At 66.6% G+C, this 16,608-nt stretch carries 12 protein-coding genes; 8 read left to right on the top strand and 4 right to left on the bottom strand.

Features of this window, described 5'->3' with window-relative positions; translation table 11 throughout:
- From OS124_RS0104930 to OS124_RS23720, 3 genes are all read left to right on the top strand, one after another.
- Positions 1 to 1,091, top strand: a 1,091-nt coding sequence (locus tag OS124_RS0104930; protein ID WP_010138253.1) for a TRAP transporter large permease subunit, incomplete at its 5' end; no start/stop codon positions are given.
- A 77-nt stretch (positions 1,092 to 1,168) separates the two neighbouring features.
- On the top strand, positions 1,169 to 2,380 hold the full coding sequence (locus OS124_RS0104925; RefSeq protein ID WP_010138251.1) for a GTP-binding protein: 1,212 nt from the start codon (positions 1,169 to 1,171) through the stop codon (positions 2,378 to 2,380).
- On the top strand, positions 2,377 to 2,619 hold the full coding sequence (locus tag OS124_RS23720; protein ID WP_010138250.1) for a DUF6525 family protein: 243 nt from the start codon (positions 2,377 to 2,379) through the stop codon (positions 2,617 to 2,619). Before OS124_RS0104925 ends, OS124_RS23720 begins: the two co-directional genes overlap by 4 nt.
- 1,322 nt (positions 2,620 to 3,941) lie before the next feature.
- Here the strand turns inward: OS124_RS23720 and OS124_RS0104905 are convergent.
- Together OS124_RS0104905 and OS124_RS0104900 are read right to left on the bottom strand one after the other, a co-directional pair.
- A complete protein-coding gene (locus tag OS124_RS0104905) occupies positions 3,942 to 5,264 on the bottom strand; it encodes a GH1 family beta-glucosidase (RefSeq protein ID WP_010138248.1) in 1,323 nt (440 codons plus the stop codon).
- A 50-nt stretch (positions 5,265 to 5,314) separates the two neighbouring features.
- Positions 5,315 to 6,361, bottom strand: a complete 1,047-nt coding sequence (locus OS124_RS0104900) for a LacI family DNA-binding transcriptional regulator (protein ID WP_010138247.1) — start codon at positions 6,359 to 6,361, stop codon at positions 5,315 to 5,317.
- A 241-nt stretch (positions 6,362 to 6,602) separates the two neighbouring features.
- Between OS124_RS0104900 and OS124_RS0104895 the strand changes: the two genes are divergently transcribed.
- The 5 genes from OS124_RS0104895 (at position 6,603) to OS124_RS0104875 (ending at position 12,895) form a co-directional block, all read left to right on the top strand.
- The gene (locus OS124_RS0104895; protein ID WP_010138246.1) at positions 6,603 to 7,871 is read left to right on the top strand and encodes an ABC transporter substrate-binding protein; all 1,269 of its coding nucleotides are present in this window, start codon (positions 6,603 to 6,605) and stop codon (positions 7,869 to 7,871) included.
- A gap of 90 nt (positions 7,872 to 7,961) precedes the next feature.
- Positions 7,962 to 8,963 carry a carbohydrate ABC transporter permease gene (locus OS124_RS0104890; RefSeq protein WP_010138245.1) on the top strand — a complete coding sequence of 334 codons (1,002 nt, stop codon included), beginning with the start codon at positions 7,962 to 7,964 and terminating at the stop codon, positions 8,961 to 8,963.
- A gap of 11 nt (positions 8,964 to 8,974) precedes the next feature.
- Complete coding sequence (locus tag OS124_RS0104885; RefSeq protein ID WP_010138244.1) at positions 8,975 to 10,132, top strand: carbohydrate ABC transporter permease; 1,158 nt, start codon at positions 8,975 to 8,977, stop codon at positions 10,130 to 10,132.
- Between the two features lie 37 nt (positions 10,133 to 10,169).
- Positions 10,170 to 11,804, top strand: coding sequence for an alpha-amylase family glycosyl hydrolase (locus OS124_RS0104880; RefSeq protein WP_010138243.1), 1,635 nt, complete (start codon positions 10,170 to 10,172; stop codon positions 11,802 to 11,804).
- A 2-nt stretch (positions 11,805 to 11,806) separates the two neighbouring features.
- Positions 11,807 to 12,895, top strand: coding sequence for an ABC transporter ATP-binding protein (locus OS124_RS0104875; RefSeq protein ID WP_010138242.1), 1,089 nt, complete (start codon positions 11,807 to 11,809; stop codon positions 12,893 to 12,895).
- A 426-nt stretch (positions 12,896 to 13,321) separates the two neighbouring features.
- On the opposite strand, the gene OS124_RS0104870 is transcribed toward OS124_RS0104875, so the two are convergent.
- Both OS124_RS0104870 and OS124_RS0104865 read right to left on the bottom strand, forming a co-directional pair.
- Positions 13,322 to 15,526 carry an NADP-dependent isocitrate dehydrogenase gene (locus OS124_RS0104870; protein WP_010138241.1) on the bottom strand — a complete coding sequence of 735 codons (2,205 nt, stop codon included), beginning with the start codon at positions 15,524 to 15,526 and terminating at the stop codon, positions 13,322 to 13,324.
- Positions 15,527 to 15,976: 450 nt separating this feature from the next.
- Positions 15,977 to 16,608: substrate binding domain-containing protein (locus OS124_RS0104865; protein WP_010138240.1), on the bottom strand; the 632-nt coding region annotated here is incomplete at its 5' end.

Here is a 16,608-nt window from a genome sequence, read left to right as displayed (position 1 = left end):
TCATGCCGCCGGTCATGGGCGCCGCGGCCTTCCTCATGGCCGACCTGACCGCCATTCCCTATGGCAACATCGCCATGGCCGCGGCCCTGCCCGCGGTGCTGTGCTACGCAGTGCTGTTCAATCAGGCCGAGCGTTTTGGTCGCCGCATCGAAGTGCAGGCTGCGACCGATCCCGTCGCCGCAGGTGCGGGCGAGGCAGCCCGGACCTACCAGCTGAGCCCGGCGTCGCTGCTGCACATCCTGCCGGCGGCGGGGATCATCTGGGTGCTGATGAACAACGACACCGACAGCGAGGGCGCCGGGATGCTGGGGACCGCCCTGGCACTGCTGGTTGCCCTGGTGCTGCGTGGCCCCCGCAAGACCCTTCGCCACCTCGTCGAGATCGCGCCGCGCGCCGCGCAGACGGTGTCAAACCTCGTCGTGGCCGGGGCGACCCTGGGGGTGGTGCTGGCCGTCATGGGCTCGACCGGGCTGGACGTGAAGGGGGCGCTGGCGATTTCCCACGTGGGCGAGAGCAGCCTGCTGCTGTCGCTGCTGATGACCGCCGCCGCCGCCTTCGTGCTGGGCATGGGGGTGTCGACCTCGGGGGTCTACCTGATCACCGGCACCCTGCTGGCACCGGGGCTGGTAAAGCTGGGCGTGCCGCTGATCGCCGCGCATTTCTTCGTCTTCTACTGCGGGATGCTGTCGATGATCACCCCGCCCGTGGCCTTCGCCGCGCTGGCGGCCAGCGGCCTGGTCGGTGCCAGCTTCCGCGCCACCTCGTTCGAGGCGATGAAATTCGGCTGGATCCTGTTCCTGCTGCCCTTCCTGATCGTCTACGCCCCGGGCCTGCTGCTCGAGGGGGGCTTCCTGGCGATTGCGCGCGACCTGCTGGCGGCGGTCGCCTGCGTCGCAGCCTTGGTGGTGTGGCCCGGTCGCGGTGCCACCGGCGGGCGGCGCGGGCTTGGTCTTGTCGCCTTGCTGGCGGCGGGGGCGGCGGTCTTCGGTCCCCTCCCCGGAGGGGCGGCCATGCAGGCCGGGCTCTGCCTTCTCAGCCTCGCGATCTCGGCCGGGCTGCTGCTGCGGCACCGCGCCGCGCAGCCGGCCTGACACAGAGGGGGACTGCCTCGGCTTGCTCTTATCCTCGAGAGGTTATAGTATAACATAACGACTCAAGGAGACCCCACATGCCCGCATCCAGACGCTTGCCCGTCACGATCCTTTCCGGCTTCCTCGGTGCCGGCAAGACGACCCTGCTGAACCACGTCCTGAACAATCGCGAGGGGCGCCGCGTGGCGGTGATCGTCAACGACATGTCCGAGGTGAACATCGACGCGGATCTGGTGCGCAACGGTGGCGCCGAGCTGTCGCGCAGTGACGAGAAGCTGGTCGAGATGACCAACGGCTGCATCTGCTGCACCCTGCGCGAAGACCTCCTGACCGAGGTGCGCCGGCTGGCGGACGAGGGGCGCTTCGACTACCTGCTGATCGAATCGACCGGGATCTCGGAGCCGCTGCCGGTCGCCGCCACCTTCGAGTTTCGCGACGCCGAGGGGCGCAGCCTGTCCGACGTGGCACGGCTGGATACGATGGTGACCGTGGTCGATGCGGCCAACCTGCTGAACGACTACGCCAGCCATGACTTCATTGCCGACCGGGGCGAAAGCCTGGGCGCGGAGGACGAGCGCCGACTGGTCGACCTGCTGGTCGATCAGATCGAATTCGCCGACGTGGTGGTGCTGAACAAGGCCAGCATCGCCGGACCGGAGAAGCTGGACGCCGCCCGCAAGATCATCACCGCGCTGAACCCCGACGCCCGCCAGATCGAGACCGACTTCAGCGTGGTTCCGGGGGCACAGATCTTCGACACCGGCCTGTTCGACTTCGACACCGCCCATGAGCACCCGCTCTGGGCCAAGGAGCTATACGGGTTCGAGGACCATGTACCCGAGACCGAGGAATACGGCATTTCCTCCTTCGTCTACCGCGCCCGACGGCCCTTCCACCCGCAGCGCATCCACGATGTGCTGAACGGTCCGCTGCCCGGCGTGATCCGCGCCAAGGGGCACTTCTGGATCGCCACCCGGCCCGACTGGCTGGCCGAGTTCTCGCTGGCCGGGGCGCTGTCCTCGGTGCGGCCCATGGGCAAGTGGTGGGCCACGGTGCCCGAGGCGCAGCGTCCGTCCCATCCCCAGGCCCGGGCCTACCTCGCGCAGCACTGGCAGGAGCCATGGGGCGACCGGCGGCAGGAGATCGTCTTCATCGGCGCCGGGCTGGACCGGGCCGGGATCACCGAAAGGCTGGATGCCGCGCTGCTGGAGGGCGAGGGCGCACCGGCGCGGTCGTTGGACCTGCCGGATCCCTTCCCGCTTTGGCGCTCGGCGCAGGACGCGGCATGATCGCCTCGAACCTCGGGCAGACCGGGCTGCGCCGCCGGGCGCGCGCTGCAAATCCCATGGCCGAATATGACCGGCTGCCTGCCGAGTTGCGGCTGTGGCTCGCGCAGGCGGTGCTCCCATGGTCTGCAAGGTCCGCCCGCCGCGCCTGGAGCAACGCGCTGCGCCGCACCGGCGGCGATCCAGAGGCCGCGCGCCAGCATCTCTCGCGCATCGAGGCGCGTCAGATTTCGCGGCCCTGACAGTCGGGCGGGGGACGGTCGGCAAGGCCGTGCGCAGGTCTGCAGAGAGCGCCGCATCGTTCTGCAGGCGTGCCGGGCCGATGGCGAAACGCGGAGCTTCAGCTGCGCCTCAAGTTCGAGGGCGCGCAACAGCCGCGCCACCTGTTCCTGCCGGGCGGGACGGTTTCGGCGGTCGGCTGCCTGAGAAGCGCCGGTTGCCCCCGCAGCGGTGCCGTGCCGGAGCTCAGCGGCGGGGCGAGCACCGGGCTCACCCTCACGGGTGGGCGTAGCCAGCATGGCGACATCCTCCATCTGTCCCCGGGGCTGCCGACAAGCTTGCCACTGGGCATGGGCGGCGAGCAGCGCGGTATCGTGTCGACGATTGGCAGGCCGACGCCTTCCTGCCCTGAAAGGTACATCAGCCCGGACACGCTCTGGATCCCCTGGTCGATGGCCGGATCGTCGCGCATCGGTCCCGTCCGCCGAACCCCGAGACCGAGCGGCAGATCCGCCCGGTATGGGCCCAGGACATTGCCTAGGCGCCCCGTGCCGACCGCGCCGCGATGGCGGGGCGGAAGGTCTCGACCATGATGTCGGCCGATGCACCGATGCGCGGCGCCGCCGTCGAGGCTCTGACCGGCCGCCGCTTCGGCTGCGCCGGCTTTGCCGCCTGCATGGATCGCGTCGACCGGATGGAGCACTTCCTGGGCGCGATCGGCCGGATGGTCGCCGTCGCGCCCCGGAGGCCCATGGGCATCGTCAAGCCGAAACCCAACGTGATGACCCCGCAGTGGCATCGCGGCTCGGACTGGGCGCTGGCCCGTCTCGAACGCTTCCACGACGAGGTGGCTGGGCGTGTCGCCGTGGGCCACGCTCTCTGCCCGGACGAGAAGATCCGCATGATGTGGATCGGCGCCGGACCGTGGGGTCGGCAGCGTCTTCTACCGAGCCCTCGAGGACAGCCACAGCGCCATCTCTGCCCTTTGCCGCAGACGGTTGCACCGCGCCGATCATCGGTGATGAACGAGCAGCTGCACCAGTCGCCCTTGGTCAACGAATGGCTGGTCCACCAGGCACGGAGCTATCGCATCAACGTGGCCCGGATGCTGATTCCCGACCATGACCGCTTTCCCGGCTACGGCTCGCCGCTTGCCCGGCAGGCGCTGGAGCGGGCCGGGGTCAAGGTGAGAGAAGTCTGGTCGGACATGGTCGACCCCGGTGACGGAGACCGGCAGGCGGTCGAAGGCCAGGTACGCGCGGCGCTTGAAGACATGGGATGGGCCTGCGCGCGTCGCAAGGGCATCGGCGGCACCCGGGGCACCGCCGATCTTGCTGCCCCCGGGTCAGGCCAGGGCCTTCTGCAGCTCGTAGTACGAGCTCTTCGGCGTCCGCTCCATGCTGTCGAAGTCGACGTGGACCAGGCCGAAGCGCTTCTCGTAGCCGAGCGCCCACTCGTAGTTGTCCAGCAAGGACCACAGGAAGTAGCCCTTCAGCGGCACGCCTTCCGCGATGGCCTGTCGCACCATGGCGAGGTGCTTTTCGACGTAGTCCAGGCGCTCGGGGTCGCTGACGGTGCCGTCGGGCTGTTTCACGTCGGCGTTGGCCATGCCGTTCTCGGTGACGTAAAGGGGCAGGTCGCCGGTGTAGTCCTCGGCGGTGCGCTTGAGGAACTTGTAGAGGCCCTCGGGGTAGATCTCCCAGTCCATGAAGGTCTTGGGCAGGGGGCCTTCGACCTCTTCATGATGCGGCCAGGGGCCGGTGTTGGGGCCGATCAGCTTGCGGGTGTAGTAATTGACGCCCACCCAGTCGAGCTTGCTGCCGATGACGTCGAAGTCGTCCTGCCAACCCTCGGGCATATGGGGCGCGAAGCCCTCCATCACGTTGGCGGGGTATTCCTTCTTGAACATGCCCGACAGGAAGAAACGGTTGTAGTAGCCGTCGTAGAGATCCGCGGCGGCGCGGGCTTCGTCGGTATCCGTGGCCGGATCTGCCCATTCCATGTTCACCACGGCGCCCAGGTTCTTCATGCCGAGGCCGCGCATGGCCTGGATGGCAGAGCCATGGGCCAGGTTGACGTGGTGCATGGCGCGGGCGGTGGCGCGGATGTCGCGCAGGCCCGGCGCATGATGGCCCAGGAAATGCGACAGCCAGCCGACACACCAGGGCTCGTTGATCGGCGCGACGGAATACATGCGGTCACCGATGCGGCCCATGATCACCTCGGCGAAATCGGCGAACCACTTGGCGATGTCGCGGTTGCGCCAGCCGCCGAGGTCGGCCAGAGGCGAGGGCAGTTCCCAGTGGTAGAGCGTCGCGCAGGGCTTGATGCCGCGCTCCAGCATGGCGTCGGTCAGGCGGTCGTAGAAGTCGAGGCCCTCCTGGTTCACCTGACCCCGGCCTTCGGGCAGCACGCGCGCCCAGGAGGTCGAGAAGCGGTAGCAGTCGAACCCGGCGGCCTTCACCAGGTCCAGGTCTTCCTCGTAGCGGTGGTAGTGGTCGCAGCCCCGGTCGCCGTTCTCGGCGCGCACCACGTTGCCCGGCGTCGCGGCAAAAGTGTCCCAATGGGTCGAGCCGGCGCCGCCGAAGGCGTGGCCCTCGATCTGGTAGGAGGAGGTGGCGGTTCCGAACAGGAAGCCCTCGGGGAAATCCTTGCGGGAGAAGGTCATGACGTCTCTCTCTTGCGTCGGGCGCGTCGGCCCGGGATGGGGAAGCAGGGTCAGGAGGGCAGGCGGGCCGCCCTCAGCGGTGCCGGGCCGGTGGAGGATCCGACCACGAGCTGCGCTTCCAGAAGCCGGGTGATCGGCGGGTGGTCGGGGGCATTGATGAGCTGCATGAGCGCATCGGCCAGCAGTTCTCCGGCGTGGCGCACCGAAGAGCGGGTGGCGGTGAACAGCGGGATGTCGTCGCCGTTGCGCAGGTAGGACAGGTCGTCATCGTGGATGATCACCGAGACGTCGCGGCCCATGGTCAGTCCTGCCTCCTGCAGTGCGCGGCGGATACCGACGGCCGAAAGCATGGACGAGCAGAGGAAGGCGGTCGGCGGGTCGTCGAGGCTGAGCATGTAGCGCGTCTTGTGGTGGCCGAACTGCTCGGTCATCTCGTCGGTGCACATCAGCTGCGGATCGGGGCCGATCCCGGCGGTCTCGAGGGCCTGAAGATAGCCCTTGCGGCGACGGAAGGCGAAATCCATCCGCTCCAGCCCGTTGATCAGGGCGATGCGGCGATGGCCCAGTTGCAGCAGGAACTCGGTGGCGCGGCGGAAGGCCTGGGTATTGTTAACGTCGATCCAGGAGTAGGGCTCTTCGACCCCAGTCGAGCGGCCGTGGACGATGAAGGGCAGGCCGATCCTGTTGAGCAGGGCGATGCGTTCGTCCTTCACGTCGGGGGCCTGGATGATCACCCCGTCAACGGCGCCCCGGGCGCGGAACTCGCGGTAGACCTTGCCCTCGTCATCGCCGGGCACCCGGGTCAGCAGCATGTCATAGCCGTGGCGTGCCAGGTTCTGGCTGGCTCCGGCGACGAAATCCCCGAAGACCGGGTTGACCATCTCGTGCTGGGTCGAGGTCGGAATCACCTGGCCGATCAGCATCGCGCGCCCCGTCGCCAGCCCCTTGGCGCGGCTGTTCGGGCGGTAGCCGAAACGTAGCGCGGCTTCCTCCACGCGCTTGCGCGTGGCCTCGCTGACCTCGGGATAGCCGTTCAGGGCACGGCTGACCGTGGTCTGCGACAGCCCGAGGGCCTCTGCGAGGGTCTTGAGGTTCATGGGCTGTCCAAAGCGCTTTAAAATTTCTCCCGGTATTCTGTGTGCAATCAAAGACACCTCAGGTCAATGCCCAAGAAAATTGGGCGCGTATGCTGACCTTTTCTCAATATTTCAGGCAATTCTTCACCTATTGTTGACAACGCGTGTCGGGATGGCATTTAAAAGGCATGCCTCAAAGCGCTTTGAAACGGATTCGGCGCGAGGCCCAAGATGCATGGCGCATTCGGGAGGGAATTTAGCTATGAAATTTACGCTCTACTCCGGTGTGGCGGCCCTGGCCCTGGCGGCTGGCGCGTCCCACGCTGAAACCGTGACGGTCTTCGGTCCCTGGCTTGGCCCGGACCAGGAACAGGTCGAGGTGGTGCTGAAGGGCTTCGCCGAGGCCACCGGCCACGAAGTCTCCTACGTCGGCTCCGACAGCTTCGAGCAGCAGATCGTGATCGACGCCGAGGCGGGCTCGGCCCCCAATATCGCGATCTTCCCGCAGCCGGGTCTGGCCAAGGACATGGCGCGCAACGGCTTCCTCGCGCCGCTGGCCGAGGGCACCGATGACTGGGTGCGCGAAAACTACGCCGCCGGTCAGAGCTGGGTCGACCTGGGCACCTTCGCGGGCCCGGACGGCGCGGACAGCCTCTATGGCTTCTTCTACAAGGTCGACGTGAAATCGCTGGTCTGGTACCTGCCCGAGAACTTCGAGGACGCGGGCTATGAAGTGCCCGAGACCATGGAAGAGCTGAAGGCCCTGACCGAGCAGATTGCCGCGGATGGCGAGACCCCCTGGTGCATCGGCCTGGGTTCGGGTGGCGCGACCGGCTGGCCGGCGACCGACTGGGTCGAAGACCTGATGCTGCGCACCGTGACGCCTGAGGAATACGACGCCTGGACCACCAACGAGATGGCCTTCGACGATCCCAAGGTCGTCAATGCGATCAACGAATTCGGCTGGTTCGCCAAGAACGACGCCTATGTCGCCGGTGGCGCCTCGGCCGTGGCGGCGACCGACTTCCGCGACAGCCCCAAGGGCCTGTTTGATGCGCCGCCGCAGTGCTACATGCACCGCCAGGCCTCCTTCATCCCGACCTTCTTCCCCGAGGATGCGGTTGTCGGCGAAGATGTCGACTTCTTCTACTTCCCGGCCTACGCCGAGAAGGACCTGGGCCAGCCGGTGCTGGGCGCAGGCACCCTCTGGGCGATCACCAACGAAAGCCAGGGCGCCCATGACCTGATCGAGTATCTCGAGAGCGCCGAGGCGCACGAGACCTGGATGGCCATGTCCGGCTTCCTGACGCCGCACACCGGGGTGGATACCTCGGTCTTCGGGGATCCGACCCTGAAGAAGATGAACGACATCCTGCTGAACGCCACCACCTTCCGCTTCGACGGCTCCGACGTGATGCCCGGCGGCGTGGGCGCGGGTTCCTTCTGGACCGGCATGGTGGATTTCACCGGCGGCAAGTCGGCTGAAGAGGTCGCTTCGGACATCCAGGCCTCCTGGGACGCCCTGAAGTAAGATTTCCGGCATACTGCCTGAAAGGAATCGCGCGGCCCGGGCCTCTCCGGGCCGCGCTTTGGAATTCGGAATTCTGGGATGGGGGTGGACATGGCTCCGGCTTTGCAGGGCTTGCTGACCATCGTGATCGGCATCGGCGCATGCGTCGCGTATTTCTTCGGATCGAACCTGCTGCTGGACACGCTGTTCCCGCCGCGCGGCCCCAAGGCGGGGCGAAACACCAATATCGCCAACCTCATCCGGCCCTGGCTGTTCCTGTTCCCGGCGCTCTTCGCGCTGGGCCTCTACCTGATGTACCCGGTGGTCGAGACCATGCGCCTGTCGCTGACCAGCCGGATCCCCGGTGGCGGCTACGAATGGGTCGGCCTCGCCAACTACGCGCAGATGGTCCAGGAACCGAAGTTCTGGGAGGCCATGGGCAACAACCTGCTCTGGCTGCTGGTGGTGCCCGGCATGGCGACGATCTTCGGCCTGCTGGCAGCGCAGCTGACCGACCGGATCGGCTGGGGCAGCATCGCCAAGTCGATCATCTTCATGCCCATGGCGATCTCCTTCGTCGGTGCGGCGGTGATCTGGAAGCTGGTCTATGACGCCCGCCCGGCGGGGCAGGACCAGATCGGCATCCTGAACGCCTTCGTGGTCTGGCTGGGCGGAGAGCCCGAGACCTGGCTGACCATTCCCTTCTGGAACAACTTCTTCCTGATGGTCGTGCTGATCTGGATCCAGAGCGGTTTCGCCATGGTGATCCTCTCGGCGGCGCTGCGCGGCATCCCGGAAGAGACCGTCGAGGCTGCCATCATCGACGGCGCCAACCCCATGCAGATCTTCTTCAAGATCAAGGTGCCGCAGATCCGCTCGACCATCATGGTGGTCTGGACAACGATCACGGTGATCGTGCTGAAGATCTTCGACATCGTCTTCGCCATGACCAATGGCCAATGGGGCACGCAGGTCCTGGCCAACTACATGTACGACAAGCTTTTCGTCGCCCGTGACTGGGGTATCGGGTCGGCCTCGGCCATCGTGATCATGATCCTGGTGCTGCCGATCCTTGTCTGGAACGTGCGCAACGCGCGCCGCGAAATGAGCTGAGGGAAGCAGGCATGAACAATATCGCCGGAAACAAGCCTGCGCTGGTCTGGATCACCCACCTGTCGGTGGCCTTCATGGTGATCCTCTGGATCCTGCCGACGCTGGGGCTTTTCGTCTCGTCCTTCCGTAACGCCGACCAGATCGCGGGCAGCGGCTGGTGGCGGGCGCTCTTCCCCACCGAACAGACCCTGACCCTGCGCACGGGGGATCCCGAGACCCAGATCCAGCAGGGCGATATCTACGTCATCGAGGGCAATATCTTCGACGAGGCGGGCGAGGGCGCACCTTCGCAACTCAGCGCCTGGGGCACCTCCTCGCGCGATGTCTCGGCCTATGAGCCCGGCGATACCGCCGAGCTGAACGACGGCGAGAGGCTGACCATCGAGGCGGATGGCGCCTACCGCATGGAAAGCCCGCAGCAGATGGAGGGCAGCCGCGGCCAGCGGGTCTTCGTGACCGGCTCGGTGCCGCCCTCGCTGACCTTCGACAACTACCAGCGGGTGCTGTTCTCGGGCTCGACCACGGACGGGATGCAGAAGGCCTTCTTCAACACGCTGACCGTCACCATCCCGGCGACGGTGATCCCGATCCTGGTCGCGGCCTTCGCCGCCTATGCCCTGGCCTGGATGGACTTCAAGGGCCGCGCCCTGCTGATCGCCCTGATCGTGGCGCTGCTGGTGGTGCCGCTGCAACTGGCGCTGATCCCGCTGCTGAAGCTGCACCTCAACATCGGCATCGGCAAGGGCTACATGGGGGTCTGGCTGGCGCACACCGGCTTTGGCCTGCCCATGGCCATCTACCTCTTGCGCAACTACATCGCCGGCCTGCCGCGCGACATCATCGAGAACGCCCGTGTCGACGGCGCGACCGAGTTCCAGATCTTCACCCGGATCATCCTGCCGCTGTCCTTCCCGGCGCTGGCCTCCTTCGCCATCTTCCAGTTCCTCTGGACCTGGAACGACCTGCTGGTGGCCAAGGTCTTCCTGATCGACGCCTCTGGCCGCACCACGGTGATGACCGCCCAGATCGTCGAGCTGATGGGCACCCGCGGTGGCGACTGGGAGATCCTCGCCACGGCGGCCTTCGTGTCGATCGCCGTGCCGCTCTTCGTCTTCTTCTTCATGCAGAAATACCTGGTCCGCGGTCTGCTGGCCGGGTCCGTCAAATAGGACTTCCCCCATGAATGCACAGACTTCCGCAGTCGCAATGACGGAAACGACCGCCGAATGGTGGCGCGGCGGGATCATCTACCAGATCTACCCGCGCTCGTTCCAGGACAGCAACGGCGACGGCATCGGCGACCTGGCGGGCATCACCGCGCGCCTCGGCCATATCGCCTCGCTTGGCGCCGATGCGATCTGGATCTCGCCCTTCTTCACCTCGCCGATGAAGGACTTCGGCTATGACGTCAGCGACTATTGCGACGTCGACCCGATGTTCGGCACCCTGGCCGATTTCGACGCCCTGACCGCGCGGGCGCGCGAGCTGGGGCTGAAGGTGATGATCGACCTGGTGCTGTCCCATACCTCGGACCAGCATCCCTGGTTCGCCGAAAGCCGCGCCTCACGCCAGAATCCGAAAAGCGACTGGTACGTCTGGGCCGACGCCAAGCCCGACGGCACCCCGCCCAACAACTGGCTGTCGATCTTCGGCGGCTCGGGCTGGCAGTGGGATTCGCGGCGCCAGCAGTACTACCTGCACAACTTCCTGAAAGAGCAGCCGGACCTGAACTTCCATAACCCGGATGTGCAGGAGGCCCTGCTGAACGTCGCCCGCTTCTGGCTGGATCGCGGCGTGAACGGCTTCCGCCTGGATACGATCAACTTCTACACCCACGACCAGCAGCTGCGCGACAACCCCGCGCTGCCCGCCGATCAACGCACCTCTAAGACCGCGCCCTCGGTGAACCCCTACAACTGGCAGGACCATGTCTACGACAAGTCCCGGCCCGAGAACCTGGAGTTCCTGCGCAAGCTGCGCGCCGTGATGAAGCCCTATGATGCCGCCGCCGTCGGCGAGGTGGGCGATGAACAGCGCGGGCTGGAAATCCTCGGCCAGTACACCGCCGGCGATGACCTGATGAACATGTGCTACGCCTTCGAGCTGCTGTCCGGGGACACCCCGAGCGCCGGCTACGTCAAGGAAACCATGGATCACTTCGACCGCGTCGCCAGCGACGGCTGGGCCTGCTGGGCCTATTCCAACCACGATGTCGTGCGCCATGCCTCGCGTTGGAAGCTGGACGAGGCCGGCAAGCGGATGTTCAACATGCTGATGGTCTGCCTGCGCGGCTCGATGTGCATCTACCAGGGCGAAGAGCTGGGCCTGGAAGAGGCCGACGTGGCCTACGAGGACCTGCAAGATCCCTATGGCATCGAGTTCTGGCCCGAGTTCAAGGGCCGCGACGGCTGCCGCACGCCGATGGTCTGGGAGGCCCACAACCCTCACGCGGGTTTCGGCACCGCCTCTGACGGGCGCCCCTGGCTGCCGGTTTCGGGGTCCCAGGCATCCCAGGCGGTCGACCTGCAGGAAAACGTGCCGGGCTCGATGCTGAACCACTACCGCCGGGCCCTGGCGCTGCGCTCCAGCCATCCTATGCTGCGCACCGCCGATCAAAGCCCGCTTGCGGCCGAGGGGCAGGTGCTGTCCTTCACCCGGACCGGCGGCGGAGAAGAGTTGCTCTGCGTCTTCAACCTCGGCACCGGGGCGGCGCAGATGACCTTGCCCGAGGGGGACTGGGCCAGCATCGCCGAAGAGCTGGACGGCGCCGTGGCGCCCGCCGGCGGCACGCTGGATCTGCCGGGCTGGGGCTATGCCGTGCTGCGCAAGGGAGGGGCGTAAGAATGGGAAACCTGACACTCAGCGATGTCTCGAAGACCTACGGGGGGACGGTCAACGTCCTCAACGACATCAACCTGGACATCACCGCGGGTGAGCTGATCGTCTTCGTCGGCCCCTCGGGCTGTGGCAAGTCCACCCTGCTGCGGATGATCGCCGGGCTCGAGAAGATCACCGGCGGAGACCTCGCCATTGACGGCCAGCGGATGAACGATGTGCCCCCGGCGCAGCGTCGCATTGCCATGGTCTTCCAGAGCTATGCGCTCTATCCGCACATGACCGTGCGTGAGAACATGGCCTTTGCCCTCAAGCTGGCGAAGAAGTCCAAGGAAGAGATCGCCGAGGCGGTGGACGAGGCGGCGCGCAAGCTGCAGCTGACCGACTACCTCGACAGGCTGCCCAAGGCGCTTTCCGGTGGTCAGCGTCAGCGGGTGGCCATCGGCCGCTCGATCGTGCGCGACCCGAAGATCTACCTCTTCGACGAGCCGCTCTCGAACCTCGACGCCGCCCTGCGCGTCGCCACCCGGATCGAGATCGCCCGCCTGAAAGAGGAAATGCCTGACCGGACGATGATCTACGTCACCCACGACCAGGTCGAGGCGATGACGCTGGCAGATCGCATTGTGGTGCTGGCCAACAAGGGCATCGCCCAGGTCGGCAGCCCGCTGGAGCTTTACGAGAAGCCCCAGAACGAGATGGTGGCGACCTTCATCGGCTCTCCGGCGATGAACCTGTTGCCGGGCAAGATCACCGGCACCGGCGCGCAGACCGAGGTCACCCTGGACGCTGGTGGCAAGACACTGTCGAATGTTCCGACCGAGGCCTCGGACATGGGCAAGCAGGTCAACATCGGTGTCCGCCCCGAGCACCTCGAAGCCACAGACGGCGAAGGCCTGTTCACCGGCCACGTCGATATCACCGAGGCCCTGGGCGAGGTTACCCTGCTCTACTTTGAGACCGTCGGCACCGACCCGGCGCTGATCGCCAAGCTGCCGGGGGTGCACAAGGACCGGCGCGGCCAGCAGGTCAGCATGACCGCCGCGCCCGAGCACGTGCATCTCTTCCACGAGGGCCAGTCGCTGCTCTATCGCTGAGTGTGCCCGCACCGAAGCCGCAAAGCCCCGCCTCCACGGCGGGGCTTTTTCATGTCTCGCCACGACCTTTCCCGACTGCCCGCTGCAGACCGGCGCCAGGTCCGGCACCGGGCGCGGAGGCAACATGTTGCCAGGGCCTGGGACCCCGAAACCCGATGTCGGTATCGCGGCGGTGACCTGCATCAACCCTGGCCGGGGGTAACGCGGCGCAGGGTGATTTCGCCCCCTGCGGGGCCGAAGCCTCCGGCGGCAGTATTTGAGGCCATCGGATAGGGACAGGAGGCTCTTGTTCCATCCGATGGCTGAAAATACTGCGGGGGAATCCGCGCAGCGGATGGGGGCAGAGCCCCCTTCACCCCGGCCAAAGGAAAACCCCCGCCGGAGGGGCGCTCCGGCGGGGGCTGATTGTCGCAAGCTTCAGGCGGTTCAGCCGATGATGGCGTTCAGCGTCGCCGAGGGGCGCATCACCGCTGCGGTCTTGGCCGCGTCGCCGTGATAGTAGCCACCGAGGTCGGCAGGGGCGCCCTGGGCCGCGGCCAGCTCTCCGGTGATCTCGGCTTCCTTCTCGGCCAGCTGGGCCGCGATGGGCGCGAAGTGACCGGCCAGCTCGGCGTCGTCGGACTGGGCGGCCAGGGCTTCGGCCCAGTAGCGGGCGAACCAGTAGTGGCTGTCGCGGTTGTCGGGCTCACCGACCTTGCGCGAGGGGCTGCGGTTGTCGTCCAGGATGCCCTGGGTAGCCGCGTCGACCGCTTCGCCCAGCACCATGGCCTTGGCGTTGCCCTTGGCGGCTGCCAGGAACTTGAAGCTTTCGCCGAGGGCGCAGAATTCGCCGAGAGAATCCCACCGCAGGTGGTTCTCTTCCTGCAGCTGCTGCACGTGCTTGGGGGCCGAGCCGCCGGCGCCGGTCTCGAAGAGGCCGCCGCCCTGCATCAGCTTCACGATCGACAGCATCTTGGCCGAGGTGGCCAGCTCGAGGATCGGGAAGAGGTCGGTCAGGTAGTCGCGCAGCACGTTGCCGGTGATGGCAATGGTGTTCTCGCCCTTGGTGATCGTCTCGAGCGAGGCCTTGGTGGCCTCGGCGGGGGACATGATCTCGAACTTGTCCGCGACGCCCTTGGCTTCCAGGATCGGCTTCACGTAGGCGATCAGCTCGGCGTCATGGGCGCGGTTCGCGTCGAGCCAGAAGATCGAGCGGTAGCCGGTGATCTTCTGACGTTCGATGGCCAGGGCCACCCAGTCCTCGATCGGCGCCTTGCGCACCGAGGCCGAGCGCCAGATGTCGCCCTTTTCGACCTTGTGCTCGTGGATGACGGTGCCGTTTTCCAGCACCATCTTGACCACGCCGTCCTCGGGGATCTCGAAGGTGGTGGGGTGCGAGCCGTATTCCTCTGCCTTCTGTGCCATCAGGCCCAGGTTCTGAACGGTGCCGGCGGTGGCCGGGTTCAGCTTGCCGTTGGCCTTGAAGAACTTGATCGCCTCGTCATAGACGGGCGCATAGGAATTGTCGGGGATCACGCAGTTGGTGTCCGCTTCCTTGCCGTCCGGGCCCCAGCCTTTGCCGCCGGCACGGATCAGCGCCGGCATCGAGGCGTCGATGATCACGTCCGAGGGGACATGCAGGTTGGTGATGCCCTTGTCGGAGTTCACCATGTACATCGGCGGACGCGTGGCGGTGACCTCGTCGATGGCGGCGAGGATCTCGGGCTCGCCCGAGACGCGCTCCAGCAGGGCGCCGAGGCCGCCGTTGGGGTTCACGCCCAGCTCGGCCATCTTGTCACCGAACTTGTCGAAGACAGGCGCCAGCCAGGCCTTCACGGCATGGCCGAAGATGATCGGGTCCGAGACCTTCATCATCGTGGCCTTCATGTGCAGCGAGAAGAGGGTGCCGGCCTTCTTGGTCTCTTCGATCTGCTCGGCCAGGAAGGCGTCCAGGGCCTTGGCCGACATGAAGGTCGCATCGACCACGGTGCCGGCGGGGTAGGAGACGGCTTCTTTCAGCACGGTCTCGCCTGCGTCGGTCTCCAGCACGATCTTCGCCGTGGCGGCATCCTTCAGGGTGACCGAGGTCTCGTTCGAGAAGAAGTCGCCACCGGCCATGGCCGAAACGGTGGTCTTGCTGTCGGCGGTCCAGTCCCCCATGCGATGCGGGTTCTTCTGGGCGTAGTTCTTCACCGCCGCGGCGGCGCGGCGGTCCGAGTTGCCTTCGCGCAGAACCGGGTTCACGGCCGAGCCCTTGATCGTGTCGTACTTGGCGCGGATCGCCTTTTCCTCGTCGGTGGCGGGGGCATAGGGGTAGTCGGGCAGGGCGTAGCCCTGGGCCTGCAGTTCCTTCACCGCGGCGACCAGCTGGGGTTCGGAGGCCGAGATGTTCGGCAGCTTGATCACGTTGGCTTCGGGGGTCTTCACCAGTTCGCCCAGAAGGGCCAGGTCATCGGAGACGCGCTGCTGCTCCGAGAGATGCTCGGGGAAGGTCGCCAGGATACGGCCCGCCAGAGAGATGTCCCTGGTGCCGATGGTCACGCCGGCGGGCGCGGCAAAGGCCTTGATGATCGGCAGCAGCGAGGCGGAGGCCAGCTCGGGCGCTTCGTCTACCTTGGTATACACAATATCGGGCGTCTGGTTGTCTGCCATGTTACTTTCCCTTTCGCGATCTTCGGAAGGTCCGGCCCCGGGGGCGCGGCATCTGTGAGCAGCCGTCGGTCCGGCGCGGCCGGAGACAGGCGGAGCCCCGTCAGGGGGCGTCGGGGAAATCCCTAAGCGGAGAGGGGCCGGATGGCAAGTTTGCTGAGTGTCGCGGGGGGGGGGATGGTGGTGTGGGGCGCAGGGGCGTAGGGGGCTCTGCCCCCCTCCGCTGCGCGGAGTCCCCCGGAGTACTTCCAGCCTGGTGATGCACCGGGTCTGGCCGTCTTGGCGGCCGCCTTTTGCCATGAAGAGCGTGCACCCTCCCGAAAGCAGAAGGAGGGAGCCAGATCGGCCCCCCCTCATGCATCATCACCAGGCTGAAAATTCTCCCGCCGGAGGCGGCGCGGGGAGGCCGGGCCCGGAGGGGGGGGAGGCCGTGCGGCGGCGCGGTGAGGGGGCTCAGACCCGGCAGACGGTATTGAGGAACTCGAGGAAGGCACGGACCTTGGGCGACATCAACCTGCGTGAAGGGTAGACCACCGCCAGCCGCGAGATATCCGGGTCGAAGACCACGTTGTCGCAGACCTGTACCAGCTCTCCGCGGTCGATATGGTCCTGGCAGTAGAACTGCGGCAGCGGAGAGATGCCGGCGCCGTTCAGCACCGCGCGGCGCACCACCAGCGGGTCGTTGACCTGGGTGATCCCCGTGGCGAGGTCCAGCCAGGCCGAGAAGCCGTCGACCTGCACCGGCATCCGGCGCAGCCCGTAGCGCTTCTCGATCAGCTGCACATGCGGCGTCAGCGGGCTGAAGCGGGGGCCCAGGCCGGCCTCGGCCAGATAGGCCGGCGAGGCGACCCAGAGCAGCGGACCGGCGACAAGCGCCTTCGAGATCAGCTCGCTGTCCTCCTGCGGGCCAACGACGATGGCGGCGTCGATCTGTTCGCGCACCAGATCCACGCCGCGACCGGTGATCACCAGCTCCAGCTCGACCTCGGGGTGCATCTTGCGGAAGGTCGCGAGATTCGGCGCGAGGATCTCCTGGCAGAAGGCCGGGGGCAGGGCGATCGCCAGGCGCCCGGAGGGACGTGACG

The sequence above is a fragment of the Oceanicola sp. S124 genome, from assembly GCF_000220565.1.
GTDB lineage: Bacteria > Pseudomonadota > Alphaproteobacteria > Rhodobacterales > Rhodobacteraceae > Pseudooceanicola.
Note: the sequence above shows the minus strand (reverse complement) of the source record. Positions and strands in the feature narration are given on the sequence as shown.

Excerpts from the sequence above, each read along its gene's own strand:
- OS124_RS0104880 (WP_010138243.1), top strand. The coding sequence starts at position 10,170 with ATGACGGAAACGACCGCCGAATGGTGGCGCGGCGGGATCATCTACCAG.
- OS124_RS0104885 (WP_010138244.1), top strand. The coding sequence starts at position 8,975 with ATGAACAATATCGCCGGAAACAAGCCTGCGCTGGTCTGGATCACCCAC.
- OS124_RS0104870 (WP_010138241.1), bottom strand. The coding sequence starts at position 15,526 with ATGGCAGACAACCAGACGCCCGATATTGTGTATACCAAGGTAGACGAA.
- OS124_RS0104875 (WP_010138242.1), top strand. The coding sequence starts at position 11,807 with ATGGGAAACCTGACACTCAGCGATGTCTCGAAGACCTACGGGGGGACG.
- OS124_RS0104900 (WP_010138247.1), bottom strand. The coding sequence starts at position 6,361 with ATGAACCTCAAGACCCTCGCAGAGGCCCTCGGGCTGTCGCAGACCACG.
- OS124_RS0104925 (WP_010138251.1), top strand. The coding sequence starts at position 1,169 with ATGCCCGCATCCAGACGCTTGCCCGTCACGATCCTTTCCGGCTTCCTC.
- OS124_RS0104895 (WP_010138246.1), top strand. The coding sequence starts at position 6,603 with ATGAAATTTACGCTCTACTCCGGTGTGGCGGCCCTGGCCCTGGCGGCT.
- OS124_RS23720 (WP_010138250.1), top strand. The coding sequence starts at position 2,377 with ATGATCGCCTCGAACCTCGGGCAGACCGGGCTGCGCCGCCGGGCGCGC.
- OS124_RS0104905 (WP_010138248.1), bottom strand. The coding sequence starts at position 5,264 with ATGACCTTCTCCCGCAAGGATTTCCCCGAGGGCTTCCTGTTCGGAACC.
- OS124_RS0104890 (WP_010138245.1), top strand. The coding sequence starts at position 7,962 with ATGGCTCCGGCTTTGCAGGGCTTGCTGACCATCGTGATCGGCATCGGC.